This window comes from Modestobacter sp. DSM 44400 (genome assembly GCF_900107175.1).
Lineage (GTDB): Bacteria > Actinomycetota > Actinomycetes > Mycobacteriales > Geodermatophilaceae > Modestobacter.
Window position 1 is genome coordinate 83227 of sequence record NZ_FNOZ01000005.1, and the last position, 25841, is coordinate 109067.

25 protein-coding genes are annotated in these 25841 nt (G+C 73.7%); 9 read left to right on the forward strand and 16 right to left on the reverse strand.

The window, feature by feature from the left end; all coding sequences use genetic code 11:
• The first annotated feature begins 4 nt into the window (after positions 1–4).
• Entirely contained in the window at positions 5–1738 is a 1734-nt protein-coding gene (locus BLW04_RS05465) for a DEAD/DEAH box helicase (protein WP_217630853.1), read from the forward strand.
• A gap of 168 nt (positions 1739–1906) precedes the next feature.
• Entirely contained in the window at positions 1907–2392 is a 486-nt protein-coding gene (locus BLW04_RS05470) for a hypothetical protein (RefSeq protein WP_254781087.1), read from the forward strand.
• Between the two features lie 2 nt (positions 2393–2394).
• Here the strand turns inward: BLW04_RS05470 and BLW04_RS05475 are convergent, their stop codons facing one another.
• Positions 2395–3093, reverse strand: coding sequence for an alpha/beta fold hydrolase (locus BLW04_RS05475; RefSeq protein WP_091537769.1), 699 nt, complete (start codon positions 3091–3093; stop codon positions 2395–2397).
• 111 nt (positions 3094–3204) lie between these two features.
• Between BLW04_RS05475 and BLW04_RS05480 the strand changes: the two genes are divergently transcribed.
• Entirely contained in the window at positions 3205–4602 is a 1398-nt protein-coding gene (locus BLW04_RS05480; protein WP_254781088.1) for an NAD(P)/FAD-dependent oxidoreductase, read from the forward strand.
• 132 nt (positions 4603–4734) lie between these two features.
• Here BLW04_RS05480 and BLW04_RS05485 read toward each other — a convergent pair whose 3' ends face one another.
• The 3 genes from BLW04_RS05485 to BLW04_RS05495 form a co-directional block, all read right to left on the reverse strand.
• Entirely contained in the window at positions 4735–5694 is a 960-nt protein-coding gene (locus BLW04_RS05485; RefSeq protein WP_091537771.1) for a hypothetical protein, read from the reverse strand.
• Between the two features lie 103 nt (positions 5695–5797).
• Positions 5798–6424, reverse strand: coding sequence for a hypothetical protein (locus BLW04_RS05490; RefSeq protein ID WP_139306743.1), 627 nt, complete (start codon positions 6422–6424; stop codon positions 5798–5800).
• A 74-nt stretch (positions 6425–6498) separates the two neighbouring features.
• Positions 6499–7311, reverse strand: a complete 813-nt coding sequence (locus tag BLW04_RS05495) for a sulfurtransferase (RefSeq protein WP_091537773.1) — start codon at positions 7309–7311, stop codon at positions 6499–6501.
• Between the two features lie 188 nt (positions 7312–7499).
• Between BLW04_RS05495 and BLW04_RS05500 the strand changes: the two genes are divergently transcribed.
• Positions 7500–8384 carry an alpha/beta hydrolase fold domain-containing protein gene (locus BLW04_RS05500; protein WP_091537774.1) on the forward strand — a complete coding sequence of 295 codons (885 nt, stop codon included), beginning with the start codon at positions 7500–7502 and terminating at the stop codon, positions 8382–8384.
• 31 nt (positions 8385–8415) lie between these two features.
• On the opposite strand, the gene BLW04_RS27350 is transcribed toward BLW04_RS05500, so the two are convergent.
• The 5 genes from BLW04_RS27350 to BLW04_RS05525 all read right to left on the reverse strand — a co-directional run bounded on the left by BLW04_RS27350 (position 8416) and on the right by BLW04_RS05525 (position 13913).
• A complete protein-coding gene (locus tag BLW04_RS27350; protein WP_217630855.1) occupies positions 8416–8643 on the reverse strand; it encodes a cupin domain-containing protein in 228 nt (75 codons plus the stop codon).
• Positions 8644–8863: 220 nt separating this feature from the next.
• The gene (locus BLW04_RS05510) at positions 8864–9184 is read right to left on the reverse strand and encodes an MDR/zinc-dependent alcohol dehydrogenase-like family protein (protein ID WP_217630856.1); all 321 of its coding nucleotides are present in this window, start codon (positions 9182–9184) and stop codon (positions 8864–8866) included.
• Between the two features lie 223 nt (positions 9185–9407).
• Positions 9408–12293: a vitamin B12-dependent ribonucleotide reductase gene (locus tag BLW04_RS05515; protein WP_091537775.1), complete on the reverse strand. Its 2886-nt coding sequence runs from the start codon at positions 12291–12293 to the stop codon at positions 9408–9410.
• 143 nt (positions 12294–12436) lie between these two features.
• Entirely contained in the window at positions 12437–12934 is a 498-nt protein-coding gene (gene nrdR, locus BLW04_RS05520) for a transcriptional regulator NrdR (protein WP_254781089.1), read from the reverse strand.
• A 385-nt stretch (positions 12935–13319) separates the two neighbouring features.
• Complete coding sequence (locus BLW04_RS05525) at positions 13320–13913, reverse strand: LysM peptidoglycan-binding domain-containing protein (protein ID WP_091537776.1); 594 nt, start codon at positions 13911–13913, stop codon at positions 13320–13322.
• 205 nt (positions 13914–14118) lie between these two features.
• Here BLW04_RS05525 and lexA point away from each other — a divergent pair, with 205 nt between their 5' ends.
• A complete protein-coding gene (gene lexA / locus BLW04_RS05530) occupies positions 14119–14919 on the forward strand; it encodes a transcriptional repressor LexA (RefSeq protein WP_091537777.1) in 801 nt (266 codons plus the stop codon).
• A gap of 24 nt (positions 14920–14943) precedes the next feature.
• Here lexA and BLW04_RS05535 read toward each other — a convergent pair whose 3' ends face one another.
• The 4 genes from BLW04_RS05535 to BLW04_RS05550 all read right to left on the reverse strand — a co-directional run bounded on the left by BLW04_RS05535 (position 14944) and on the right by BLW04_RS05550 (position 18921).
• The gene (locus tag BLW04_RS05535; RefSeq protein WP_254781090.1) at positions 14944–16023 is read right to left on the reverse strand and encodes a hypothetical protein; all 1080 of its coding nucleotides are present in this window, start codon (positions 16021–16023) and stop codon (positions 14944–14946) included.
• On the reverse strand, positions 15995–16684 hold the full coding sequence (locus tag BLW04_RS05540; protein WP_091537824.1) for a phosphatase PAP2 family protein: 690 nt from the start codon (positions 16682–16684) through the stop codon (positions 15995–15997). Before BLW04_RS05540 ends, BLW04_RS05535 begins: the two co-directional genes overlap by 29 nt.
• A gap of 163 nt (positions 16685–16847) precedes the next feature.
• The gene (hflX, locus tag BLW04_RS05545) at positions 16848–18320 is read right to left on the reverse strand and encodes a GTPase HflX (RefSeq protein ID WP_091537826.1); all 1473 of its coding nucleotides are present in this window, start codon (positions 18318–18320) and stop codon (positions 16848–16850) included.
• Positions 18321–18384: 64 nt separating this feature from the next.
• A complete protein-coding gene (locus BLW04_RS05550) occupies positions 18385–18921 on the reverse strand; it encodes an ArsR/SmtB family transcription factor (RefSeq protein ID WP_091537778.1) in 537 nt (178 codons plus the stop codon).
• Between the two features lie 70 nt (positions 18922–18991).
• Here BLW04_RS05550 and BLW04_RS05555 point away from each other — a divergent pair, with 70 nt between their 5' ends.
• The 3 genes from BLW04_RS05555 (at position 18992) to BLW04_RS05565 (ending at position 21447) form a co-directional block, all read left to right on the forward strand.
• Entirely contained in the window at positions 18992–20299 is a 1308-nt protein-coding gene (locus BLW04_RS05555; RefSeq protein WP_091537779.1) for an MFS transporter, read from the forward strand.
• A 373-nt stretch (positions 20300–20672) separates the two neighbouring features.
• Positions 20673–21164, forward strand: a complete 492-nt coding sequence (locus BLW04_RS28105; protein WP_254781091.1) for an MFS transporter — start codon at positions 20673–20675, stop codon at positions 21162–21164.
• 97 nt (positions 21165–21261) lie between these two features.
• A complete protein-coding gene (locus BLW04_RS05565) occupies positions 21262–21447 on the forward strand; it encodes a hypothetical protein (RefSeq protein WP_091537781.1) in 186 nt (61 codons plus the stop codon).
• Between the two features lie 51 nt (positions 21448–21498).
• Here BLW04_RS05565 and dapF read toward each other — a convergent pair whose 3' ends face one another.
• Genes dapF through BLW04_RS05580 form a run of 3 tightly spaced genes read right to left on the reverse strand, consistent with a single transcriptional unit; the run spans position 21499 to position 24019 of the window.
• The gene (gene dapF / locus BLW04_RS05570; RefSeq protein ID WP_091537782.1) at positions 21499–22389 is read right to left on the reverse strand and encodes a diaminopimelate epimerase; all 891 of its coding nucleotides are present in this window, start codon (positions 22387–22389) and stop codon (positions 21499–21501) included.
• A complete protein-coding gene (gene miaA, locus BLW04_RS05575) occupies positions 22386–23330 on the reverse strand; it encodes a tRNA (adenosine(37)-N6)-dimethylallyltransferase MiaA (protein ID WP_217630857.1) in 945 nt (314 codons plus the stop codon). The genes dapF and miaA overlap by 4 nt, the downstream gene beginning before the upstream one ends.
• The gene (locus BLW04_RS05580) at positions 23327–24019 is read right to left on the reverse strand and encodes a class III extradiol ring-cleavage dioxygenase family protein (RefSeq protein ID WP_091537784.1); all 693 of its coding nucleotides are present in this window, start codon (positions 24017–24019) and stop codon (positions 23327–23329) included. Before BLW04_RS05580 ends, miaA begins: the two co-directional genes overlap by 4 nt.
• A gap of 41 nt (positions 24020–24060) precedes the next feature.
• Between BLW04_RS05580 and BLW04_RS05585 the strand changes: the two genes are divergently transcribed.
• The gene (locus BLW04_RS05585) at positions 24061–25797 is read left to right on the forward strand and encodes a DUF349 domain-containing protein (protein ID WP_254781092.1); all 1737 of its coding nucleotides are present in this window, start codon (positions 24061–24063) and stop codon (positions 25795–25797) included.
• The last annotated feature ends 44 nt before the right edge of the window (positions 25798–25841 follow it).

The window sequence follows — 25841 nt, forward strand, 5'->3', positions numbered from 1 at the left end:
CCGTATGACCACCCCCTCGTTCCCCCCTGCCCAGCACGACGGCGCTGACCGCCCGCGCCGTCACGCCATCCGCCCGGCGAGCGCAACCGACGCCGCCGCACCGACCACCACCCCTGCCGTCGGACCGGGCACGCACCTGTCCACCGACGTCGCCGGCGAGCGCAACCGCCGCCGCCGCGGTGGCCGCGGCCGCGGCACCGGCCCGCGCACCGAGGAGACCGGCGTCGAGGTCGCCACTCCGCGCTCCGAGCCGGCCAACCCCCGCCCTCAGGCCGCCCCGGCCGTCGTCCCCGCCGGCGACGTCCCGACCGTGCTGCCGACCGACACCACCTTCGCCGAGCTCGGCGTGCCCGCCCCGCTCGTCGAGGTGCTCACCGCCAGCGGCATCACCGCACCGTTCCCGATCCAGGTCGCGACCCTGCCCGACACCCTCGCCGGGCGCGACGTGCTCGGCCGCGGACGCACCGGCTCGGGCAAGACGCTGGCCTTCAGCATCCCGCTCGTCGCCCGGCTGGCGGCCTCCACCACCAAGCGGCAGCCCCGCCGCCCGCGCGCTCTGATCCTGGTGCCGACCCGTGAGCTGGCCAACCAGGTCGCGGCCGTGGTCGACCCGCTGGCCCGAGCGCTGGGCATGAAGACCACCGTGGTGTTCGGCGGCGTCGGCCAGAACCCGCAGGTGCAGGCGCTCGCCGGCGGCATCGACGTGCTCATCGCCTGCCCCGGCCGACTGGAGGACCTGATCGGCCAGGGGCACGCCGACCTCGGCGCCGTCGAGATCACCATCCTGGACGAGGCCGACCACATGGCCGACCTGGGCTTCCTGCCCGGCGTCAAGCGGCTGCTGGACCGCACCCCCAAGGTCGGCCAGCGGCTGCTCTTCTCGGCCACGCTGGACAACGGCGTCGACGTGCTCGTCAAGCGGTACCTGGACCGCCCGACGACCCACTCGGTCGACCCGGCCGTGGCGCCGGTGTCGACGATGACCCACCACGTGTTCCGGGTCGACGCTGCGGACAAGGGCGACATCGTCCGCGAGCTGGCCTCCGGCCTGGGCCGCACCCTGCTGTTCACCCGCACCAAGCACCAGGCCAAGAAGCTGGCCAAGCAGCTCACCGCCGCCGGGGTCCCCGCCGTCGACCTGCACGGGAACCTGAGCCAGAACGCCCGCGAGCGCAACCTCGAGGCGTTCAGCACCGGTGAGAGCCGGGTGCTGTGCGCCACCGACATCGCCGCCCGCGGCATCCACGTCGACGACGTCGCCATCGTCGTCCACGTCGACCCGCCGGCCGAGCACAAGGCCTACCTCCACCGCTCGGGCCGCACCGCCCGCGCCGGTGCCGGCGGCATCGTGGTCACCATCGCCACGCCCGACCAGGCCGGCGAGGTCCGCCTGCTGGCCCGCCAGGCCGGCATCCAGCCCGAGGTGTCGGCGATCAAGCCCGGCGCGCGGGAGATCGTGGCGCTGACCGGCCCGGCCGCGCCCTACGTCGAGCCGGCCCCGGTCGCCGCCCCGCAGCCGCAGGGCACCGGCGGTGGCCGTCGCCGCAGCGGTGGCGGCGGCGGTGGCGGTGGCGGGTCCGCGTCGTCCACGGCGGGGCGGTCCGGCGGCCGGGCGTCCTCCGGCGGCTCGTCCGCCGGTCGCTCGTCGGGCCCGGCGCGCACCCGGGCCGAGCTCGCCGCCCGGGCGGGGCAGGCGCCGTCCGGCGCCGGCCGCAGCCGCGGGCGCGCCGGCCGCTGACGGCCTGCACCACCGACCACCCCGGGCTGGTCGTCGTCTCCTGCACGTCGAGACGGCGACCAGCCCGGAGTCGTCTCCGGGTTCAGGACCTGACCGGATGGGCACCTGGCTCCGGGAGAAGGATGCAGTTGAACACTGCACCAACCCCGTCACCCCAGTGAGGTCCCCATGCGCCTGCCCATCACCCTCAGCGAGATCGCCCCGCGCGTCGCGACCGGTGCCTTCATTCTCAACTCCGGCCTCGGGAAGCGGAACGCCGACGAGGGCACCGCCGCCGGCCTGCACGGCTTCGCCGCCGGCACCTATCCCTTCCTCAAGGGCGTCAAGCCCGCGACTTTCGCCAAGACGCTGTCGACCACCGAGATCGTGATCGGGGCAGCCCTGCTGACCCCCTTCGTGCCGACCGCGGTCGCCGGCGCGGCCCTGACCGGCTTCTCCGCCGGCCTCATCGGCCTCTATCTGCGCACCCCCGGCATGACCAAGTCGGGCGCGAGCGTCGCGCCGACGCAGGAGGGCCTGCCCATCTCCAAGGACGTGTGGATGCTCGGCATCGGCATCGGCCTGCTCACCCGCGGCCTGGTCGACCGCGGGACCCCGAAGGCCGGGGTGTCCCGACGAGACAAGAAGAAGTCGGCCCGGCAGCTGTTCGCCTGAGCTCAGCCGCGCCGCCCCGGCCGTCCCCGCGCGGGCCCGGCCGGGGCGGCGCCCAGCTCCCGCAGCAGCCGGACGACGTCGTCCGGACGGGTCTGCGGCGTCATGTGCGCCGCTCCCGGCAGCTCCACCAGCCGCCCGTGCGGCGCGCAGCCGGCCAGGTGCAGCGCCCAGTCCCGGGGGCACAGCGCGTCCCGGGTCCCGCGGACGACGACCACCGGCACCGCGACGCCGCGCAGCCGGTCGTCGACCGGGTCCGGTGCGGTCCGCCGCCACAGGGCGGCCATGGCCCGGGGGCCGGTCCGCAGCCACTGCGCCATGACCAGCGGGACCTGCCACACCGGCTCGCGCACCGCCGTCCGCACCCAGCGTGCCGCAAGCACCGGCAGCCGCCGCATCGGCGGATCGGTGGTGGGCCCGAGCAGCAGCACCCCGACAATCCGCTCGTCGCGCGCAGCGGCCACGGCCGCGACCTGGCAGCTCTGCGAGTGACCGACCAGCAGCACCGGCCCGGGCCCGAGCCGGGCCAGGAGCAGCCCGGCGAGCTCATCGGTCGAGGGCACCGCCGTCCGCAGGCCCATCCCCGGCAGCAGGACGACGTCGGCGGCGATCCGCCGGCGCACCCGGACCCAGGACCGCCGGTCCAGGCCCAGGCCAGGGACGAGCAGCACATCGGGAACACCCCGCAGCGCCACACTGCTCATCTTGATAAGGACCGTCCCGGCGGCCGCGACGACGCCTCCCGACCGGGGGTGGCCGCAGGAACCGGGGACCCAATGGGAGGATCAGTCATCATGACGACATCAGGAGGCACCGTGAGCAGCGGCCAGACCCCCGGACGACGACCCCGGGTGGTCATCATCGGCTCCGGCTTCGGCGGGCTGTTCGCCGCGCAGCGGCTGCGCAAGGCCCCCGTCGACCTGACTCTGGTCGCCAAGACCACCCACCACCTCTTCCAGCCGCTGCTCTACCAGGTGGCCACCGGCATCCTGTCCCCCGGCGAGATCGCGCCGGCCACCCGGGAGATCCTCAGGCACCAGGAGAACACCCGCGTCGTCCTCGGTGAGGTCACCGACGTCGACCTCGACGCCCGTACCGTCACCTCCACGGTGCTCGGCCGCACCACGGTGCTCGCCTACGACGAGCTGATCGTCGCCGCCGGCGCCGGTCAGTCCTACTTCGGCAACGACCACTTCGCCGAGTACGCGCCCGGCATGAAGAGCATCGACGACGCCCTCGAGCTGCGCGGCCGCATCTTCGGCGCCTTCGAGCTTGCCGAGCTCGCCACCGACCCGGCCGAGATCGACCGGCTGCTGACCTTCATCGTCGTCGGCGCGGGCCCCACCGGCGTGGAGATGGCCGGCCAGATTGCCGAGCTGGCCCGCCGCACGCTGCACCGCGACTTCACGACCATCGACCCGAGCTCGGCCCGGGTCATCCTCCTCGACGCCGCCCCGCAGGTGCTGCCGCCGTTCGGCCCGCTCGGGCAGAAGGCGCACAAGCGGCTCAACGAGATCGGCATCGAGGTCCAGCTGGGCGCAATGGTGACCGACGTCGACGCCGACGGCATCGTGGTCAAGGACGGCGACGGTCACCAGCGCCGGATCCACGCAGCCACCAAGATCTGGGCCGCCGGCGTGCAGGCCAGCCCGCTCGGTGCGCAGCTGGGCGAGCAGTCCGGTGCCGCCGTCGACCGCGCCGGGCGCATCTCGGTGTTGTCCGATCTCACACTGCCGGGCCACCCCGAGGTGCACGTCGTCGGCGACATGATCAGCCTCGACCGGCTGCCCGGCGTCGCCCAGGTCGCCATCCAGGGCGGCCGCTTCGCTGCTGACGCGATCACGGCCCGGACCGCCGGCCGCCCGACAGCGCCAGAGTTCCACTACCACGACAAGGGCAGCATGGCGACGATTTCCCGGTTCTCCGCGGTCGCCCAGGTCGGCAAGCTCAAGTTGTCGGGCTTTCTCGCCTGGATGATGTGGCTGGTGGTCCACCTGGCCTACATCGTCGGTTTCCGCAGCCGCGTCACCACGGTGCTGCACTGGATGGTCAGCTTCCTCGGCCGCGGCCGCTCCGAGCGGGTCGCCACCCAGCAGCAGGTCTACGGCCGGCTGGCCCTGGAGGAACTCGGCCCCGACTTCGAGGTCTCCAAGGCCGGCGGCCAGCACCACCACGGCGAGCCCGTCGACGTCACCGGACGCCAGTCCGCCTGACCACGGCAGGGACGAGTTCGTGACTGCCTGACCGCCCTGGCGCAGCGCGCGGACCCCGCGCTGCACCGCGACAAGCGGCAGCGTCGGTCGGCGGGCTCCGGACCGGGCGTCGCCCCGCCCGGCTGCCCCCGGTCAGCCGTCGGCCGCCCGCAGCTGTTCGAACCGCGCCTGCGAGCGGTCCCGGATCGAGGCGGCGGTCTCGGCCCGGCGGGCCGCGGCGTCGCGGCGCCGCTCGGCCTCGGTGACGTCGGTGGCCGCCCTGCGCTCTTTCTGCTCCGTACACCGCAGCTCGTCGGTGAGCTCGGCCACCCGGGCCTGCAGCTCCTCGGCGCGGGCCCGGTGTTTCTCGACCCGTTGCCCGGCCGCCTCGGCCGCAGCCGCGGCGTCCCGCGCCACGGCGGCGGACTCCTCGACGTCCTGCTCGGCCTGGGCCAGTTCCCGGCAGCGCTGCTCCTCGGCGTCCCGTCGGCGCTGCTCCTCCGCCGCCCGCTCGCGGGCCGCCGCGTTCTCCCCTGCCTTCGCGTCCCTGCCCGACTTCGGGGCCTTGCCTGGCTTCGCAGCCGGCGCCGGTGTCCGCTTCGCAACCCCCACCGGGGTGGCCGCCGCTCCGCCGAGGTCCACCGGCCCGAGGCCGGTGTAGCTGAGCGCGGCGGTCAACTGCCCGCCCAGCAGCGCCTCCCCCGCAACGGAATCGGCGACCGCGGCGCGCAGCGTGCCCTCGACCTGCTCGGCGATGGCGCTGCTCACGTCGTGCCCCTGCCGGTGGGCGAGCGCCCGGGCCTGCCGGGTGAGCGCGGCAATGACCTGTGCGCGCTGCCTGCCCAGCTCCTTCAGCTGCTCGCCTGACAGCGAGAGCTGGGCCCCGCGCATCGCCCCGCCCAGCTCGACCAGCTGGACGATCTCCTTCCGCTGGGCGCGGACCAGCAGGTTGCACACCCAGGCGGCCGTGGAGGGCTTCGGCAGCGCGCCGATGCCCGCGGCGAGCGCTTTCTCCCCGACCGTCCTCGCCCGGTCCTGCGCCACGGTGCGGGCCGCCACGAAGTCCCCCGGCGGGACGCCGTACAGCTCGTCGGCGACGTCGGCGAGGTCCATCCCCGCATCGTGCCGGAGCGGGCGCGTCAGCGGGTGACCGGCTGACCGTCGGCCAGCGGCACGCAGATCGCGTCCGGGTCGTCGGCGCAGGCGGTGCCGCCGGTCAGCAGGCCCACGGTGAGCGGTCGTTCCCGGCCCGAGTCGCTGCGCAGGCGCAGGTTCGAGACACGCAGCTGCAGCGTGGGGAGGACCTCGGGGCGCCCTCGGGGGTCGCCGGGGTGACCGCCTGGGCCAGGACGACGTACCCGGTGACCCGCGAGGTCCCCCGGGCGTAGAAGGTGTCGGTGGTCGGCAGCGGCGGGGGGTCCTGGCAGTAGTGCTCGTCCTTGGTCGCCGGCTCGACGAAGACGCCGAGGTCGCCGAGGTTCGCCGGCGTCGCGGGCCCAGGGGTGACGGTGAGGTGCCCGGTCAGCCCGCCGGTGGACCCGCCGGCGGCCTCGAAGGTGAACACGACCGGCACCGTCTGGGCCGAACGGCAGTCGACCCCGCAGTCGTCGGCCACCTGGGAGAACGGCGGAACGACCCCGGTCCGCACCTGATCCATGGAGACCGTCAGGTGGCCTCCTCCCCGGCCGTCGACGGCCGGGACGTCGCCCTCCGCCAGCACGAGCGGGTACCGGACGGGCGACGCAGGAGACGTCGCACCGGCCGCCGTCATCACGACGGCAACACCCACCGCGAGGACCCGCACACCACGACCGACCCGGCCCTCGACCTGCACAGACGGCACGGACTCCTTCTCGGTCCTGATTGCGGGCCGAGAGCGTCCCATTCCGGGGCGTCCCGTGAGAAGAGGCGAAGGAATCAGTCGCCGAGCGCGACCGGACGGTCCGCGACGTGGCTGTACTGGGACCACGAGCCGGGGTACAGCCGGCCCGGCGCGAAGCCGGCCAGCTCGAGGGCCAGGAGGTTGTGGCAGGCGGTCACGCCCGAGCCGCAGTAGGACACGACCGACGCCTCGCCGGTGACCCCGACCTCCTGGAATCGGCGCCGCAGCTCCTCGGCCGGAAGGAATCGGCCGTCCGCGTCGAGGTTCGTGCGGCAGGGCACGTTCCGGGCGCCCGGGACGTGCCCGGGGCGCGGGTCGACCGGTTCCTGCTCGCCCCGGAAGCGGTCGGCGTTGCGGGCGTCGAGCACCACGTTCGCCGGGTCGCCGGCGTCGTCGATGTCGGCCAGCCGGTCGGCCGACCAGGGGCGGGGGGTGAAGTCGGCGCGCGGCCGCGCCGGCGTCGCCTGCTCCAGCGGGCCGTCGTAGGCCGACAGGCCGCCGTCGAGCAGGGCCGCGTCGTGACCGGTCACCCGCAGCATCCAGACCAGCCGGGCGGCGATGACACCGCCGGCGTCGTCGTAGGCCACCACCGGATCGACGTCCCCGATGCCCAGTTGGGCCATGCCCTCGGCGAAAACCTCCGGCGCCGGCAGCGGGTGCCGGCCGGACTCCGGGTCGCCCTGCGCGGCGAGCCAGCGGTCCAGGTCGACGAACAGCGCGCCGGGGAGGTGCCCCGACTCGTAGGCCGCCCGGCCGGACCGGCCGTCCAGGTACCAGCGCACGTCAGCGAGGACGACGGAGTCTCCCCGCGCCTGGCACCAGGAACTGTCGACGACCGGTGGGATCACCGGCCGAACGTACAGCCGGCGTCCGACGCGTCCACCGGGTCACCTGCCCAGCTGCCGGGGCCAGGTCCGGGCGCCCGCCGGGTGGGGTCGCCCGGCTGATGAGCTGGAGCGCCGCCGGCCTACCGTGCGCCATGGCCCGGCGCGTACGGCGGCGGCGCGAACGCCGAACGACAGCAGAGACGGGGGACATGGCCAGCCCGCAGATGAGAGCGGTCGCGGTGTTCCTGCGGCTGACCAGCAAGCCCCGGATGGCCACCGTCGAGCGCGCGCGGAAGCGCATCGCGGCGCCCAAGGGCACGTCGGAGCCGCCCGCGGCGGTGCGCGAGCGGCACGAGGTGAGCACCCGGCAGGTCGAGGGGTTCAACTGCCACACGGTCGCACCGCGGGGGCGCCGTGCGGAACGCGCCGCGGTCTACCTGCACGGCGGCGCGTACATCAACGAGATCGTGCCCCAGCACTGGGCGCTGGTCTCACGGCTGGCCGACGCCGGCGTCCGGGTGGAGGTGCCCATCTACGGTCTCGCCCCCCGGCACACGCACCGGGAGGCGTATCCGTTCGTGACCGCCGTCTACTGGCAGCTGCTGGCCGCCGTGGGCGCCTCTGTGGTGGCCCTCGTCGGGGACTCCGCCGGCGGTGGCCTGGCGCTGGGCGTGGCCCAGACCCTGGGCGCGGCCGGCCTGCCGCAGCCGCGGCGACTGGTCCTGCTGTCCCCCTGGCTGGACCTGACCCTGCGCAACCCCGGCCTTCCCGCCGTCGAGGCCCGCGACCCCTGGCTGAGCAGCGCCGGTTTGATCGAGGCGGGGACGGCGTGGGCCCGCGGGAACGACCCGACCGACCCACGGCTCAGCCCGTTGAACGGACCACTCGCCGGCATCGCCCCGATGGACGTGTACGTCGGCACCCGTGAGCTCTGCCTCCCCGACGTCCTCCGCCTGCAGGATCGGGCCGCGGCCGCCGGCGCCCACCTGGAAGTGACGGTCTGCGACGGCGCCGTCCACGTCTACCCGCTCACCCCCACACCCGAGGGCCGGGCGGCCGCCAGGACCATCGTCGAGACGGTGTCCCGGGGCTGAGCCGGCCGGGGACGTCCGGTCCCGGTGCGGGTCAGACCGGCTGTTGGCCGTACTCGTCGTCGGTGACGAGGTTGCCCCAGGTGGTCTCGCTGCCGTCGGGGTCGCCGTCCCAGATCGCGGTGTGGACCATGAACTGGTCGGGCGCGGCACCGTGCCAGTGCCACTTGCCCGGCGGCGTCCAGATCACATCGCCGGGGCGGATCACGACGACGTCGCCGCCGCGCGACTGGACCAACTCGATCCCGTCGGTGACGTGCAAGGTCCGCCCGTAGGCGTGCGTGTGCCACGCGGTCCGCGCGCACGGGCGAAGCGGACGGTGTTGACGCGGAGCCGGGAGGGCGCTTCGCCCTTGGTGATCACGTTGAAGTGGCCGGTGAACCATTGCTCCGGGCCCTTGACCGTCGACTGCTTGGGCGGGATCTCCCCTGTCTTGTCTCCTTGTTCTGGCCTACATGGCCGTCAGGGCTGGACGAGGACCTTCAGGCCTCACGGGTGTCCATGGCGCGGTAGGCGTCGAGGGCGCCGTCGAGGTCGACGGTGCGGTCGAACACCTTGCTCGGCTCGATGCGGCGCTCCAGGACGTCGGGCAGGGGCTCCTCGATGTAGGCGCGGACCGGGGCCGGCCCACCGGTGAGGGTGATGTTGCCGCCGAACGGGCTGCCGAACCCGATCGGCGTCTCCTCGTACCGGGGAACGCCGACCCGGCTGATCACATCGCCGGGGCGCACGACGCCGTAGGCCACCTCGCAGGCGGGCAGGTGACCGACGCACTCCAGTACCGCGTGCGTGCCCTGACCCACACCGCAGAGTCGGCCTCTCCGTCAGCTGATGCGCTGCGCGTTTTCGCCAGCTGGGCGGCCACCGTCGAGGGCGCAGCCGTCCTCCCCGACGGGACGACCGAGCCCCGCCAGGCCTGAGCGCGCCGACCGCCTGACGTGGGGACGACAAAGCCCCGCACGGAGGCGTCCGTGCGGGGCTCAGTCGCGCTCAGCCGGTGCTCACCGGCGCCACGTTCGGGCTACCTCAGCTGCAGCCGCTGGTCGAGCCGCAGCCCTCGCAGACGTAGCAGCTGCCGGCCGGGCGCATCTTCGTGCCGCAGGTCATGCACAGCGGCGCGTCGGTGGCGGTCCCGGTGACCAGCTCGAGCAGCTCGGCCGAGGAGTGGGCCTCCTTGACCGACTTCGGGCCGGCCGGGGTGACCTTCTCCTCCACCTTGGCGATCTCGATCGGTGCCGAGCCGCGCAGCTGCTCCAGGTCGACGTCGTCCTCCTCGACCGCGGGGGTCGAGGCCGAGGTGCCGTAGGACCCGGCCACCTGGGCGGCCCGCTCTTCGGCGGTGAAGATGCCGAGGTTGGCCCGCTTGTCGACGGACAGGTGGTCGAGCGCCAGCCGCCGGAAGATGTAGTCCATGACCGACTGGGCGATCCGGATGTCCGGGTCGTCGGTCATGCCGGCCGGCTCGAAGCGCATGTTGGTGAACTTCTGGATGTAGGTCTCCAGCGGCACACCGTGCTGCAGCGCGAGCGAGATGCCGATCGAGAAGGCGTCCATCACACCGGCCAGCGTTGAGCCCTGCTTGCCCAGCTTGAGAAACACCTCGCCGAGGCTGCCGTCCTCGTACATCCCGGCGGTCATGTAGCCCTCGGCGCCGGCGACGCTGAAGGACGTGGTGACGCTGGTGCGCTTCTTGGGCAGCCGCTTGCGCACCGGGTGCGAGAGCGAGGCGGCCGGGGTGGCCACCGATGCCTCCGCCGCGGCCTTGGTGCCGTCGTTCTTGCCCTTGCCACCGGACAGCGGCTGGCCGACCTTGCAGTTGTCGCGGTAGATCGCCAGCGCCTTGAGGCCGAGCTTCCAGCCCTGGAAGTAGATGTGCTCGACGTCCTCGATGGTCGCCGACTCCGGCATGTTGACCGTCTTGCTGATGGCACCGGAGATGAACGGCTGGACCGCGGCCATCATTCGGACGTGGCCCATCGGGGAGATGGCCCGCTCCCCCATCGCGCAGTCGAAGACCTCGTAGTGCTCCGGGCGCAGGCTCGGGGCGTCGACGACGTGGCCGTGCTCGGCGATGAACTCGACGATCGCCTCGACCTGCTCGTCCTGGTAGCCCAGGCTCTTCAGTGCCCGCGGCACCGTCTGGTTGACGATCTGCATGGAGCCGCCGCCGACCAGCTTCTTGAACTTGACCAGCGAGAAGTCCGGCTCGATGCCGGTCGTGTCGCAGTCCATCATGAAGCCGATGGTGCCGGTGGGGGCCAGTACGGAGGCCTGCGCGTTGCGCCAGCCGTTCTCCGCGCCGATGGCCAGGCACTCCTGCCACTGGCCGGTCGCGGCCTTCAGCACGTCTGCGTCGTCGGCGCCGACCGGACGGATGGCGTCGTTGGCCGCGGCGTGCTTGCGCATCACCCGGGCGTGCGCGTCGGCGTTGCGGGCGAAGCCGTCGTAGGCGCCGACGATGCCGGCCAGCTCAGCGGAGCGACGGTAGGCGGTCCCGGTCATCAGCGAGGTGATCGCCGCGGCCAGCGTCTGGCCACCGCGCGAGTCGTAGGCGTGGCCGGTGGCCATCAGCAGGGCGCCGAGGTTGGCGTAGCCGATGCCCAGCTGCCGGTAGGCGCGGGTGGTCTCCCCGATGGGCTCGGTCGGGAAGTCGGCGAAGCAGATGGAGATGTCCATCGCGGTGATGACCAGCTCGACGGCCTTGACGAAGGTCTTGGCGTCGAACGTGCCGTCGTCCTTGAGGAACTTCATCAGGTTCAACGAGGCGAGGTTGCACGAGCTGTTGTCCAGACTCATGTACTCCGAGCAGGGGTTCGAGGCGTTGATCCGCCCCGTCTCGGGGTTGGTGTGCCAGTCGTTGATGATGTCGTCGTACTGGATGCCCGGGTCGGCGCACTCCCACGCCGCCAGGGTGACCTTGCGGAACAGTGCCTTGGCGTCGACGGTGTCGATCACCGAGCCGTCGGAGCGGGCACGCAGGCCGAACTCGGTGCCGTCCTCCACCGCGCGCATAAACTCCTCGTTGACGCGGACGGAGTTGTTGGCGTTCTGGTACTGGACGCTGGTGATGTCCTTGCCGCCGAGGTCCATGTCGTACCCGGCGTCCCGCAGCGCGCGAATCTTGTTCTCCTCGCGCGCCTTGGTCTCGATGAACTCCTCGACGTCGGGGTGGTCGATGTCCAGCACGACCATCTTCGCCGCGCGGCGGGTGGCGCCACCGGACTTGATGGTGCCGGCGGAGGCGTCGGCGCCGCGCATGAAGGAGACCGGGCCCGAGGCGGTGCCACCGGAGGACAGCAACTCCTTGGAGGAGCGGATCCGGGAGAGGTTGAGCCCGGCGCCGGAGCCGCCCTTGAAGATCAGGCCCTCTTCCCGGTACCAGTTCAGGATCGAGTCCATCGTGTCGTCGACGGCCAGGATGAAGCAGGCGCTGACCTGCTGCGGCGAGGCGGTGCCGACGTTGAACCAGACAGGCGAGTTGAAGCTGAACACCTGGTGCAGCAGCATCCAGGTCAGCTCGTGCTCGAAGATCTCGGCGTCGCCCTCGGTGGCGAAGTAGTCGTACTCGCGACCGGCCGCGCCATAGGTGAGCACAACGCGGTCGATCAGCTGGCGCAGGCTGGTCTCCCGCTGCGCCGAGCCGACCGCCCCACGGAAGTACTTCGTGGTGACGATGTTGGTGGCGTTGAGACTCCACCCGGCCGGGAACTCGACCCCGCGCTGCTCGAAGTTGATGGAGCCGTCCCGCCAGTTGGTCAGAACGACGTCCCGACGCTCCCAGGTCACCTCGTCATAGGGGTGCACACCAGGGGTCGTGTAGACGCGCTTGACCTTCAGCGCCTTGCCGCGGTTGGGCGACTTGCCGCCGCTGCTACGGCGGTTGGTCGAGAGGCGGTCGGTGGTCTCGGTCATCGTGCGGGGCTCCCCTGTAGTAGCTCTGCGACAGGACCGGCGGCTGGGAAGTCGGCGGGCGCCGAAGCCGGGGCGGTTCCTGGTGGTGCGGGTCGTGCGGGAACAGGCCCACCGCCATCTCTAGCAGTGGGGTCTGACGGTTCTCAGGTGACGGCGGCGCTGCCGGGGTCTGGGGAGCGGGTCGACTCGGCGGCCCGCAGTTCGGCGATCTCCTTCTCGAAGTCGGCGACCGAGGAGAAGTTGCGATAGACGCTGGCGAAGCGCAGGTAGGCGACCTCGTCGAGGTCCCGCAACGGCTTGAGGATGGCCAGCCCCACCTCGTGGGCGGGGATCTCCGCCGCACCGGTGCCCCGGACGGCGTCCTCGACCCGCTGGGCCAGTAGCGCCAGCTGGTCCTCGTCGACCGGGCGGCCCTGACAGGCCCTACGGACGCCGGCGACCACCTTGGCGCGGTCGAACGGCTCGCTGACGCCGCTCCGCTTGACCACGGCCAGGACCGCCTCCTCGACGGTGGTGAACCGTCGTCCACAGCCGGGACAGGACCGGCGGCGGCGCGTGGCGGCTCCCTCGTCGGTCTCCCGCGAGTCGACGACGCGGCTGTCGGGGTTGTGGCAGAAGGGGCAACGCATGCGGTGGTTCACCCCCTCTCCGAGGTGTCGGAACGCCTCCGCCCGTGGGTACGTGACACCCTCGGCGGAGCGACCTGGAGCCGTCCTGTGGACTCGTCCGGGGACATCCGGTGGATGGCCCGGGGAGAACGTGTGGAACGGCCTGTGGACGGTCTTACAACTTTGTAACTACTAGATGTTGTGGTGGAACCGTACGACTACCCCTACAGGTGTGCAAGCCCTGACGCGCATGTCGTGTTCCACCCTGACCCCCGGGGACCGCCCGGCCCCTCTGGTCACACCGGCGGGAGCTCCGGAGCAGTCGCTCGATGGGGGCCCGCGGAGGGCGTGCGGCAGGGCGGCGGCGGCGGCAGTGGGCGCGGCGGCACCGCCCAGGACTGACTGCCGGCCGCGGGGGTCAGGGGAGCTGGAGAACCTGCCCCGGCGCCAGCAGCGTGCCGCCGAGATCGTTGGCGTCCTCGATCGCGTCGACGACGGCCCGCACGTCCTCCTCCGGGGCCACCTCGCGCGCGATGGACCACAGCGTGTCGCCCGCCTGGACGACGACGCTGCTCTGCCCGGCGAGTTCGAGCCGGGGGCCGGCGCCGTCGAACTCGGCTACCAGGAGCACCGAGGCAATGGTCAGCCCGGTGGCGACGGACAGGGCCGCGACGAGACGGCGACCGCGGCGGGTCAACCGCAGCGGAGCAGACGTCGCCTCCCCCGCGTACCGCTCCCTCGCCGTCCGGGCCACTCCTGCCGGAATGGACGGGCACCCGCCGCGGACCGGCCGCGCACCCGCGACGCCGTCGTGCCGTCCGGCCCGAGCACCCGGCCGGACGGCGTCGCGACGCGCGGTGGCAGGCGCGGCCGACTGCGGACCCCGGGCAGTCGACGCGTCCGGCCGGGCCGCCGGGCGGCCGGGGAGCGGCCGGGCGCCGGCCGACCGGACGGGCAGCGGCGGCGGCGGCGGCGGCGGAACAGGGGTCTCACTGAACTCTGCGCTGGTCATCGTCTCGCTCCTCACATCCGGGCGCCGACCGGGTCGAACGTCTGTTCGATTCGAACGCCTGTGCGATGTCTACCGGAGCCCACCGACGAAATCACCTCGACACGGCGTTCTTCGAACAACTGTTTGAACGAGAGGCGGGGAGACGTTACTGTCCGTGTTGATCACCAGAGTTCGCACCGCGGGGTGCGCCGGGCGAGGGGGACACATGGCGGTCGACAGTCGTACGACGGAGGACACGGCGGGCACGCCCCGTCGGAAGCGGGCCACTCCGAGGCCGGCGGACGAGTCCGGCGGCGGCGCGGTGCGCGAGTTCCCTGACCGCGGCGAGGCCGGCGACGGTCTCACCCAGCGCCAGCGCCGGGTGCTCGACGTCATCCGCGACTCCATCGAGCGGCGCGGCTACCCGCCTTCGGTCCGGGAGATCGGCGAGGCCGTCGGTCTGTCCTCCGCGTCCTCGGTCGCCCACCAGCTGTCGGTCCTGCAGCGCAAGGGCTGGCTGCGCCGCGATCCCAACCGGCCGCGCGCCCTCGACGTCCGCCTGCCGGGCGAGGTCCCCGGCGGTGCGTCGCCGTCGGCGCAGGCGCTGGCCGACGCGGGTGGGGGGAGCGGCACCGACGAGGCGCACGCCCCGGTGCCGACCTACGTCCCCCTGGTCGGCCGCATCGCCGCCGGTGGTCCGGTGCTGGCCGAGCAGGCCGTCGAGGACGTCTTCCCGCTGCCCCGCGAGCTCGTCGGCGAGGGCACCCTCTTCATGCTCAAGGTGACCGGTGACTCGATGGTCGAGGCGGCCATCTGCGACGGCGACTGGGTGGTCGTGCGCCAGCAGCCGACCGCGGAGAACGGCGAGATCGTCGCGGCGATGATCGACGGCGAGGCGACCGTGAAGACCTATAAGCGACGCGACGGTCACGTGTGGCTGATGCCCCACAACCCTGCCTACGAGCCCATCCCGGGCGACGACGCCACGGTCCTGGGCCGGGTCGTCACGGTGCTGCGCCGAGTCTGACCCAACCGGTGCGACGGGGAGGCCTCAGGCCCGACGGCGCAGCCTTCCCCAGCTCCAGACGAGGATGGTGGCCACCGCCGCGGCGATCGCCGCGGCGGTGAGGACGCCGGCCCGCCCCGTGTCCGGCAGCGCGGCCGCCGCCGGGCCGGCCGGCGCGGTCGACGCAGCGGGGGCGACGGCGCCGTCCACGGGGAGCACCGTGACCACGGCTGGCATCCCCTCCCCGGAGACGAGCAGGTCGCGCCCGTTCTCGGCGAAGGCGATCGCCTCGCCCTGTGGCGACTCCGGGAGCGGCACCCGCGCGGGCGCGCCCTGCAGGGCGCCCACGATGTCGGACCCCTTCAGCGGCCAGACGTAGGCGTCGGTGTACGTGCGCAGCGCAATGCGCTGCCCGTCGCCGGACACGGCCCCGCCGGTGACGAGCAGCTGCCCGGCCCGACCGACCGGGCCGCCCGGCGTGCCGGTGAGCGTGAAGCCCAACTGGGCGACCTTCGACATGGTCAGCGTCGCCCCGTCGACCATCGGAGCGTCGGGCCGGTACACCGCGCTGGCACCCAGGACCTCCTTGGTCACCAGATACGGCGTGCCGTCCGGGGCCAGCAGCAGGGCCTCGGCGTCGTGCGCGCCGTCGGGGTAGGTGAGCCGGGTCAGCGACGCGCCGCCGTCCGGACGCATCCCGATCATTGCCACCGTGGTGCGACTCTGGCGGTTGTCGCCGGTGTCGGCCAGCCAGATCGTGCCGTCGGCGGCCGGCGCGAGGTCCTCGGGGTCGAAGGGGTCGACCGGGGCCGACCGCACCTCGCTCACTGCGCAGGCAGCGTCGAGCACGTAGACCACGGCCGAGTCCCCGCCGTCGTTCATCGCCAGCAGGCTCGCGCCCGCGGTGGCCAGGCCGGAGAGCTCAGGCAACCGAGGATCGGTGATCGTGCACTGCGTCGCGGGGGCGCCGTAGGCGTCGACCACCGGCCCGGCCGTCGACTCGGCGGCCACCGGGGAGGCGGGGAGCACGGCCCACAGCAGGCCCAGCGGGACGGCCACCAGCGCACCGGCGGGGCGGACGGCGCGGCCGGCCGGGCTACGCCTGCCGACGGCCTGCTCTGGCACGCACCCAGCGTGTCAGCACCAGCGCATCGAGCAGGTGCACCACGCCCAGGAGCAGGACGCCGACGGCGGCGCCGACGACCGCATCGGTGACCCAGTGGAAGTCCAGCGCCACCATGGCCACACCCGTCGCCACCGGCCCCGCCAGGCTCAGCACCCAGGCGGCCCGCTGGACCCGGTCCGGCAGGCCGAACTCCACGACCTGCCAGCGAGCCACGCCCCACATGAGCACGGCGTTGGCCACGTGACCGGAGGGGTAGCTGGCGCCCTCGCGGTGGAAGAAGGAGCCGGGGTAGGCCGGCGCGGTGCGCCCGGTGCCCCACTTGAAGGCGTAGACGACCCCGGTGAGCAGCACGAGGGCCAGCAGGACGCGGACCAGCGGCACCAGCGTGCGTTCCCGCCACCACAGCCAGCCGACCAGGCCGGCCAGCACGATGAGGATGAAACCCCGGCCCCCGGCCTGGGTGAACACCCACACGGGCCAGTACGCCGAGGAGTGCCGCAGATCCCAGGAACTGACCACCTCGGAGACCCGCAGGTCCATGCCCTCCAGCCTGCCCCGGGTGAGCAGGTCGACGGTGACCACGAGGGCGACCACCGCGGCCAGCGCCAGCGCCCACCACGGCGGCCGGCCGGTGCCGATCACCCGCGCGCGCACAGGCACGGACGGTTCCCCGAGGGGTTCCGCCGTCCGCTGCACCGCACCGCTGGCCACGACCTCACGGTACCGGGACCGTGACCTGCCCGTGACCGTCTCGACACGCCGTTCCGGAACCCGCCGCGGACCGGCCCGGGTCCTCCGTCGAGGACCCGGGCCGGGACGGCGGTCAGGCGACCGGTGCGGTGAACACGGCCAGCGCTGCGGCCAGGCCGGCGTCGACCCGGGCCGACAGGCGCGTGCCCTCGGCCTCGTGATCCTCGGTGAGCACCTCGCCGTCCCGGTGCACCCGGGCGACCAGGTCACCCCGGTCGTAGGGCACCAGCACGTCGACGTCGACTTCGGGGTGCGGCAGCCGTCCGGCGATGACCTCGCGCAGCGCGCCGATGCCCTCCCCGGTCCGGGCGGACACCCACAACGCGCCGGGCAGGGCCTGCCGCAGGAGCAGCACGTCCTCCTCGGTCATCGCGTCGACCTTGTTGACCACGATCAGCTCCGGCACCGCCGCGGCGTCGATCTCGTTCAACACGACCCGGACGGCGTTGATCTGGCCGAGTGGATCGGGGTCGGAGCCGTCGACGATGTGCAGCAGCAGGTCGGCGGCCGCCACCTCCTCCAGCGTCGACCGGAAGGCGTCGACGAGCTGGTGCGGCAGGTGCCGCACGAACCCGACCGTGTCGGTGAGGGTGTACTCGCGGCCCTCGGCGGTCTCCGCCCGGCGGACCGTGGGGTCCAGCGTGGCGAACAGCGCATCCTGCACCAGCACCCCGGCGTCGGTGAGCTGGTTGAGCAGGCTGGACTTCCCGGCATTGGTGTACCCGGCGATGGCCACGCTGGGCACCGCGTTGCGGTCCCGCGAGGAGCGCTGGGTCGCCCGTGCGGTGGCCATCCCGGCGATCTCCCGGCGCAGCTTGCTCACCCGCGACCGGATCCGCCGACGGTCGGTCTCGATCTTCGTCTCACCCGGACCACGGGTACCGATGCCGCCACCGCCTGCGACGCGACCACCGGCCTGCCGGCTCAGCGACTCACCCCAGCCGCGCAGCCGCGGCAGCATGTACTGCATCTGGGCCAGCTCGACCTGGGCCTTGCCCTCCCGGCTGGTCGCGTGCTGGGCGAAGATGTCCAGGATCAGCGCGGTCCGGTCGACCACCTTGACCTTGAGCACCTTCTCCAGCTGGTTGAGCTGGCCGGGGGTCAGCTCACCGTCGAAGACCACGGTGTCGGCGCCGGTGTCCGCGACGATGTCACGGATCTCGTTGGCCTTGCCCGACCCAACGTAGGTGGCCGGGTCGGGCTTGTCCCGCCGCTGCACGAGGGCCTCGAGCACCTCGGAGCCGGCCGTCTCGGCCAGCGCGGCCAGCTCGACCAGCGAGCGCTGCGCGTCGACCGCCGTCCCCTCGGTCCAGACCCCGACCAGCACCACACGCTCCAGGCGCAGCTGCCGGTACTCGACCTCGGTGACGTCGGTGAGCTCGGTGCCCAGCCCGGCGACGCGGCGGAGGGAACCACGCTCCTCCAGGGCGTAGGACCCGGTGGTGTCGTCGATCGGGGGCTCCTCGGACCGGGGCGCGGAACGCGCGGCCGTGTCGGCGCGCGCCTCCGCCTGGTCGGGCAGGGCTCGGTTCTGGGCTGTCGTCATCGTCTCCAGCGTGGCACGCCCCAGCGTCAGGGGCATCTGAGTTGTCATCGCCGGGTACAACGCCTCAGCCGTCCGGGTGCATCCCGAGATAGACCGACCACTTCTCGCCGGCCGGGTCGGCCGGCCGGCGGGCGAACTCGTCCAGCAGCCCGTACAGCCGGTCCCGGAACTCCGCCAGCTCCGCCACGGACAGCCGCAGGCCCAGCCGGGTGCTGGACAGCTGGTCCTCCCCCACGCCGGCGACCTCGTCGAGGAACGCGGCCAGCAGCGGGTCCCGGGCCGGGGCGGGACGGCCGTCGAGGTCCATCAGCCAGCTCTTCCCGGTCGCCCGGTAGGGCACCTCGCGAGCGCCGCGGCTGCCCCGCCGCTCCTGCTCCGGTGCCAGAAAGCCCGCGTCGACCAGCGTCCGGACGTGGTGCAGCACGCTGGCCGGGTTCCGGTCCAGCCGGGACGCAATCTCCCGGTTGGTCAGCGCCTCATCCAGGCACAGCCGCAGCACCCGCAGCCGGACGGCGGAGGCCAGTGCGCGGGCCTCGGCGTCGGTCGCCGGACGGCGGATGCCGTCCCTCCCCGGGCGCTTCACCGGGCCGTCCCCGCTCATGGGACAGAGCCTAGGCGGACACGCCGATAAGTGATTGACATTGCCCAATGGGAGGCCCAGGCTGCCGCGCGTGACCCCTCCGCGCAGCCTCTGGCGGCACCGCGACTTCGGGCACCTGTGGGCGGCGGAGACCGTCAGCCAGGTGGGCACCCAGGTGACCCAGCTTGCGCTGCCGGTGCTGGCGGTCACGTACCTGGCCGCGTCCCCGCTGCAGATGGGCTACCTGACCGCGCTGGAGACCGCGGCCTTCCTGGTGATCGGGCTGCCGGCCGGCGCGTGGGTGGACCGGTGGCGCCGCAAGCGCGTGCTGGTGTTCGCCGACGTCGTCCGGGCGGTCACCCTGGCGACGCTGCCGACCGCCTACCTGGCCGACCTGCTGACGCTCGGGCAGCTGTTCGTCGTCGCCGCGGTCACCGGCACGGCGACCGTCTTCTTCGACGTCGCCTACCAGAGCTACCTGCCGGCGCTGGTCGACCGGGATCAGATCGTCGACGGCAACGGGAAGCTGGAGGCCAGCCGGGCGGTGGCCCAGGTCGCCGGGCCGGGCGCGGCCGGTGTCCTCCTGCGCGTGGTCGGCGCCCCGCTGCTCATCACGGTCGACGCGGTCTCCTTCCTGATCTCCGCGCTGCTCATCGGCGGCATCCGGCAGCCCGACCGGGTGCCCGACCGCGCCACCCGGCGACCGATGCGGACCGAGATCGCCGAGGGGCTGTCCTTCGTCGTCCGTCACCCGCTGCTGCGCCGGATCGTGGCCTGCACCGGGACGTCGAACTTGTTCTCCACGATCGCCTACACGCTGCTGGTCCTCTTCGCGCTGCGCCAGCTGGGCCTGTCGGAGAGCCAGCTCGGCTTCATCTTCTCCGCCGGCGCGGTCGGCGGGCTGGTCGGCGCGGTGACCGGCGCCCGTTTCACCCGGTGGGTCGGTGAAGGCCGGGCCATCCCGCTGTCCATCCTGGTGACCGTTCCGTTCGCCGCGCTCACCCCGCTGGCGTCCGTGGGCGCTCCGGTGGTGCTGTTGGTGCTCAGCCAGTTCGCGTTCAGCTGGGCGGTGGTCGTCTACAACGTCACCCAGGTCAGCTTCCGCCAGCGGCTGTGTCCGCCAACGCTGCTGGGCCGGATGAACGCCTCGGTCCGGTTCCTGGTCTACGGCACGATGCCGGTGGGCGGCCTGCTCGGCGGGGCGCTCGGCACCTGGCTCGGCGTCGTCCCGACGCTGTGGATCGCCGTCGGCGGCCAGGCCCTGGCCGCAGCCTGGGTCGTACTGAGCCCACTGATCGGAATGCGCGACCTCCCCGACGGGTGGGACGGCGGCCGGCTGCCCGATGATGCGGAACCGGTGGCGCCGGGGACCGGGCTCCAGGGGCACGAGGGACAGTGATCGATGCTCCTGGTCCCGGCGCCCCGACCGCCGCGGTGGGCACTCCGCGCAGCCTCTGGCGGCACCGCGACTTCCGGCAGCTGTGGGCCGCGGAGACGGTGAGCCAGGTGGGCAGCCAGGTGACCCTGGTGGCCCTGCCACTGCTGGCGGTCACGATGCTGGCGGCGACGCCCTTCCAGATGGGCGTCCTGACGTCCCTGGAGACGCTGGCCTTCCTGGTCATCGGGCTCCCGGCGGGTGCCTGGGTGGACCGCTGGCGCCGCAAGCGGGTGCGCGTCACCGGGGACCTGGTGCGGGCGGTCGCCATCGGCTCGCTGCCGGTCGCCGCCGCCTTCGACGTGCTGACCCTGGGCAGCTCTACGTGGTCGCACTGGTGTCCGGGACCGCCACCGTGTTCTTCGACGTCGGCTACCAGAGCTACCTGCCCTGGCTGGTGGACAGGAACCAGATCGTCGACGGGAACTCCAAGCTGGAGGCCAGCCGCGCGGTCGCCCAGGTCGCGGGCCCCGGTATCACCGGCGTGCTCATCCGGGTGCTCGGTGCGCCGGCCCTCATCGCCGTCGACGCGTTCTCCTTCCTGCTGTCGGCGCTGTTCATCGGGCGCACCAGCCGGCCCGACGTCGTTCCGGACCGGGCTGCTCGCCGGCCGCTGCGCGTGGAGATCGCCGAGGGGCTGTCCTTCGTCGTCCGCCATCCGCTGCTGCGCCGGATGGTGGCCTGCACCGGGCTCGCCAACCTGGCCGGCTCGTTCACGGGGGCGCTGCTCGTCCTCTACGCGATCCGCCGGCTCGGACTGAGCGAGTCCGTCGTCGGGCTGGTGTTCTCCGCCGGCGCCGCTGCTGGGCATGCGCGACCAGCCCGATGAGTGGGACGGCGGCCGGCTGCCCGTCGCGGAGCCGGTTGCGCCGGGGGCCGGCGGGTAGGGCCGCTGCGACCGCGCTCCACGCACGGAGGGACAGCCCATGAGCACACCGCAGGAACCCGACGACCCCGGCCGCGACCCCGAGGGCCTGGACCCGCCACGCGACATCCTCGACGCGCCGGGGGCCACCCCCGAAAAGGGCAGCTACCAGCCGCACCGGCCCACCCAGCCACGCGACCGCCCCTCCGACGAGCCGCCGACGTCGACGGAGGGCGGCGGCCCCTGAGCACGGTCAGCACGGCCCGGCCGTTCCGCTTCTGCACCGGAGGTGGGTCGGTCAGCCGGCCAGCCACGCCGGGGCGAGGTGGCCGGCGGCGACCACGACGGCGGGCCCGCTGAGCACCGTCGTCCGGCCGTCGAAGCCGACCGACAGCCGGCCACCGGGAACGTCGACCACGACGGTTCCGGTGCTCCTGCCGGCTGCGGTCAATGCCGCGGAGGCGACTGCGCAGGCACCGGTCCCGCACGAGCGGGTCTCCCCCACGCCCCGCTCGTGGACCCGCATCCGGGCGTGCGCGTCGGCGCCGTCAGCAGTCGGGAGGACGTTGACCACCTCGACGTTCACGCCCTCGGGGAACATCGCCGCGTCGACGGGCGGCACGGTGGAGAGGTCGACCTCGGCGACCGGCTCGTCGAGCAGGACCACCAGGTGCGGGTTGCCCATCGAGATTCCCACGCCGAGCACCGAGCGGCCGCCCAGCACCATCGCGCCGTCGCCGAGCGGGCGGGCCGGACCCATGTCGACCCAGTAGCCGCCCTCAGGCAGAGCCCCGACCCGGCGCGGTCCGCCGCGGGTGCCGACCAGGACGCCGGCCTCGGCGGCCGCCCGGTCCAGCAGCCCCTCGGCGAGCAGCACGTGCAGGAAGAGCCGGATCCCGTTGCCGCACATCTCCGCGTGCGAGCCGTCGGCGTTGCGGTGGTCCATGAACCACTCGCACCGGGACAGCGCCTCCCCCAGGACGGCGGCGGCGTCGGGGACCAGGGCGCTGGGCACGACCCGCAGGACGCCGTCCCCACCGAGGCCCGCCCGCCGGTCGCAGAGCCGGCGCACCAGTGCGGCGTCCAGCCGGCCCTCGGGCCACACCGACCCGTCGGGGTCGGGCAGGACGACGAAGTCGTTCTCCGTGCCGTGGCCCTGCAGGACCCGGGGGCCGGCGCTCTCGATCACCCGTCGATCGTACGGACGCCGCGCACCCCGCCGAGCAGGTCGAGCACCCGGCCGGCCAGGTCGGGGGCCGACGCGTCGAACCAGGTGGTGGCAGCGTCCCGGCGGAACCAGGAGCGCTGCCGCCGGACGAAGCGCCGGGTGGTGGTGACCGTCCGCTCGCGGGCCTCCTGAGCGGTGAGGACCCCGTCGAACTGCTGCAGCACCTGTGCATAGCCCAGCGCCCGGGAGGCGGTCGGCCCCTCGCGCAGCCCGTCGGCGGCGAGCGACTCGACCTCGGCGACGAAACCGGCGGCCCACATCCGGTCCACCCGCTCGGCGACCCGGCGGTCCAGCTCCTCGGCGGCCCGGTCCAGGCCCACGGTGAGCGCCCGGTAGTGCGGCCGGGGCGCCGGCAGCTGGGCGACGAAGGGTCGGCCGGTCAGCTCCACCACCTCCAGCGCCCGGACCACTCGCCTGCCGTTGCTGGGCAGGATCGCCGCGGCGGCGGCCGGGTCGACGGCGGTCAGCCGGGCGTGCAGCGCCTCCTGCCCGTCCGCATCGAGCTCCGCGGTCAGACGGGCCCGGATCGCCGGATCGGTGCCGGGGAAGTCCAGCTCGTCCAGCACCGCCCGCACGTAGAGGCCCGAGCCGCCGACGACCAGCGGGACGACGCCGGCCGCCCGCAGCCGGTCGACCTCTGCGCGGGCCCGCAGCCGGTACTCCGCCACCGACGCCGGCTCCCGCACGTGCCAGAGGTCCAGCAGGTGGTGGGGCACCCCGGCGCGTTCGGCGAGGTCGGGCTTCGCCGTCCCGATGTCCATCCCGCGGTAGAGCTGCATCGAGTCGGCGTTGACGACCTCTGCGCCCAGCCGGTTCGCGAGCGCGACGGCCAGCGCGGTCTTGCCGGTCGCCGTCGGGCCGACGATCGCAACCACCGGCGGTCCGGCGTCCGATGCGGTCACGGCGTCCGCCACTCGGCGACGAGGTAGCCCACGCCGAACGGGGCGGCGGCGTAGCGGAGGTGCCCGACGACCGGCCGCCCGCGGAGGGCGGTGCCGACCCCGCGCCACACCGGAACGCCTGCGGCGAGCAGCCGTTCCCCCTCCACCGGGTCGAGCTCGGCCAGCGCGGCGGCGTTCCCGGCGGCGAGGGCCGCAGCGACGGCGTCGTCGAACGGGGCGGCGTCCGGGTCCAGGTGGCCGGGCGCCTTCTCGCTGCGGCGGGCCGAACCGTCGCCCATCGCCAGGACGCCGGTCCGGGCCGGCAGGTCCGCCAACGCGTCCGCGACGTCCTCGGGCCCGACGCCGAGCCGGACGCCGGTGTGCCCGGCCTGGTCCAGCAGCCAGGCACCGAGCGTGTGCGCCAGAGGCAGCCGACGCCCATCCGGGCGCACCCGCCCGGCGAAGGGCACTTCGAGGTCGACGCCGAATCCGCGCAGGTCACCGGCGTCCCCGGGGCCGAACCGGACGTGCGGGGCGCCGTTCCCGACCACCACCACGACCTCGGGCATCTCATCGAGCATGGACTGCACGGTCCGCGTCACGGCGGCCCGCAGCGCCGAGACGGCGTCGCTCGGGGCACCCGCCACGGCCGGCACGAGCAACGGCGGCTGCGGGCAGAAGGCCACCGTCACCGGCGCGGGAGGGCTCACGGAAGGGAGTGTCGCCGATGCATCGTGGAAGACTGCTGCCCGTGTCGAGCACGGAGAACACCGGAGACCAGACGCCCCAGGCCACTCCCCCCGCGGAGACCTCCTCGGAGGAGACGGAGCAGGGGGCGACCGGCGATGCGCCGACCGCGGACCTGACCGGCGCGGAGGCGACCGCCGAACCCTCGGGCACCGAGAGGCCGTCCTCCCCGCAGGAGGCCTCGGAACTGGCCGCCGCAGCTGCCGCCGGCGACCTGGGCGCAGCTCGAGATGACGCGGTGACGTCCAGTCCGGGCGCCCTCGCCTCGACCGCTGCCGCCGGTGACGTCCCCACCGCCGAGCCCGTTGCCGAGCAGCCCGCCGAGCAGCCCGCCGAGCAGCCGGCCGAGCACGCCACCCCGGAGGCCCTGACCGACACGGTCCCCGAGTCCGTCGGCGAGATCTCCGCCGTCCCGACGCCGGGGCCACGGCCGATGGCGCCGAGGCACGCACCGGTGCCCACCCCGCCGGCGCAGGCCCCCGCGGCCGCAGCAGCGCCGGCGGCCGAGGCCGCCCCGGCCGAGCCGGCCTCGGACCCCACGCTGTGGGGCCGGGTCGACGAGGAGGGCACCGTCTACGTCCGCACCGGCGACGACGAGCGGGCGGTGGGCTCGTGGCAGGCCGGCGAGCCGGCCGAGGGCCTGGCGCACTACGGACGGCGCTTCGACGACCTGGCCACCGAGGTCGTGCTGCTGGAGGCCCGCCTCGGCGCGCACACCGGCAACCCGAACGAGATACGGGCCAAGGCGCAGACGCTGGCCGAGACCATCCCGCTGGCCACCGCCGTCGGCGACCTCGACAGCCTGGCCGCCCGGGCCCGCGCCATGGTCAGCATGGCCGACACTGCGGTCGCGGCGAACCGGGCCGAGAAGGCCGCCGCCCGCGCCGTGCAGGTGCAGCGCAAGGAGGCCCTCGCCGCCGAGGCCGAGCAGATCGCCGCGGACTCCACGCAGTGGAAGGCTGCCGGCGACCGACTCAAGGCGATCGTCGAGGAGTGGAAGACGATCAAGGGCATCGACCGCAAGACCGACGACGCGCTGTGGCAGCGCTTCGCCGCGGCGCGGGACGCCTTCGGCCGCCGCCGCGGGGCCCACTTCGCCTCGCTGGACGTCCAGCGCACCGAGTCCCGGACGGCCAAGACCGAGCTGATCGAGGAGGCCGAGCGGCTGTCCCGCTCGACCGAGTGGGGTCCGACGAGCGCGGCGATGCGCACGCTGATGGACCGCTGGAAGGCCGTCCCCCGCACCGGCCGGGACACCGACGACGACCTCTGGAAGCGGTTCCGCGCCGCCCAGGACGTCTTCTTCGCCGCCCGCACCGGGAACGACAAGGCGCGCAGCAGCGAGGAGCAGTCCAACCAGCAGGAGAAGGAGGAGCTGCTGGCCGAGGCGGAGAAGATCGACCCGTCCAAGGACCTGCGCACGGCGCAGAACACCCTGCGCAAGATCCAGGAACGCTACGACGCCGTCGGGCACGTCCCGCGCGGGGCGATGCGCGACCTGGAGGACCGGATGCGCGCGGTCGAGGACAAGGTTCGCGGCGCCGCCGACTCCACCCGCCCCCGGGTCGAGCCGGAGAACCCGCTGCTCACCTCCATGCGCGCGGCGGTCACCAAGGCTGAGGAGCAGCTGGCCAAGGCCGAGGCGTCAGGGAACGCGAAGCGGGTCAGCGAGGCGCAGGCGAACCTGACCACGCGCCGTGAGTGGCTGACCGAGGCCGAGAAGTCGTCGTCCCGGCGCTGAGGCCCTGCCCCGGCCATTGAGGCATAGGAGGCTTTCCACCCGGT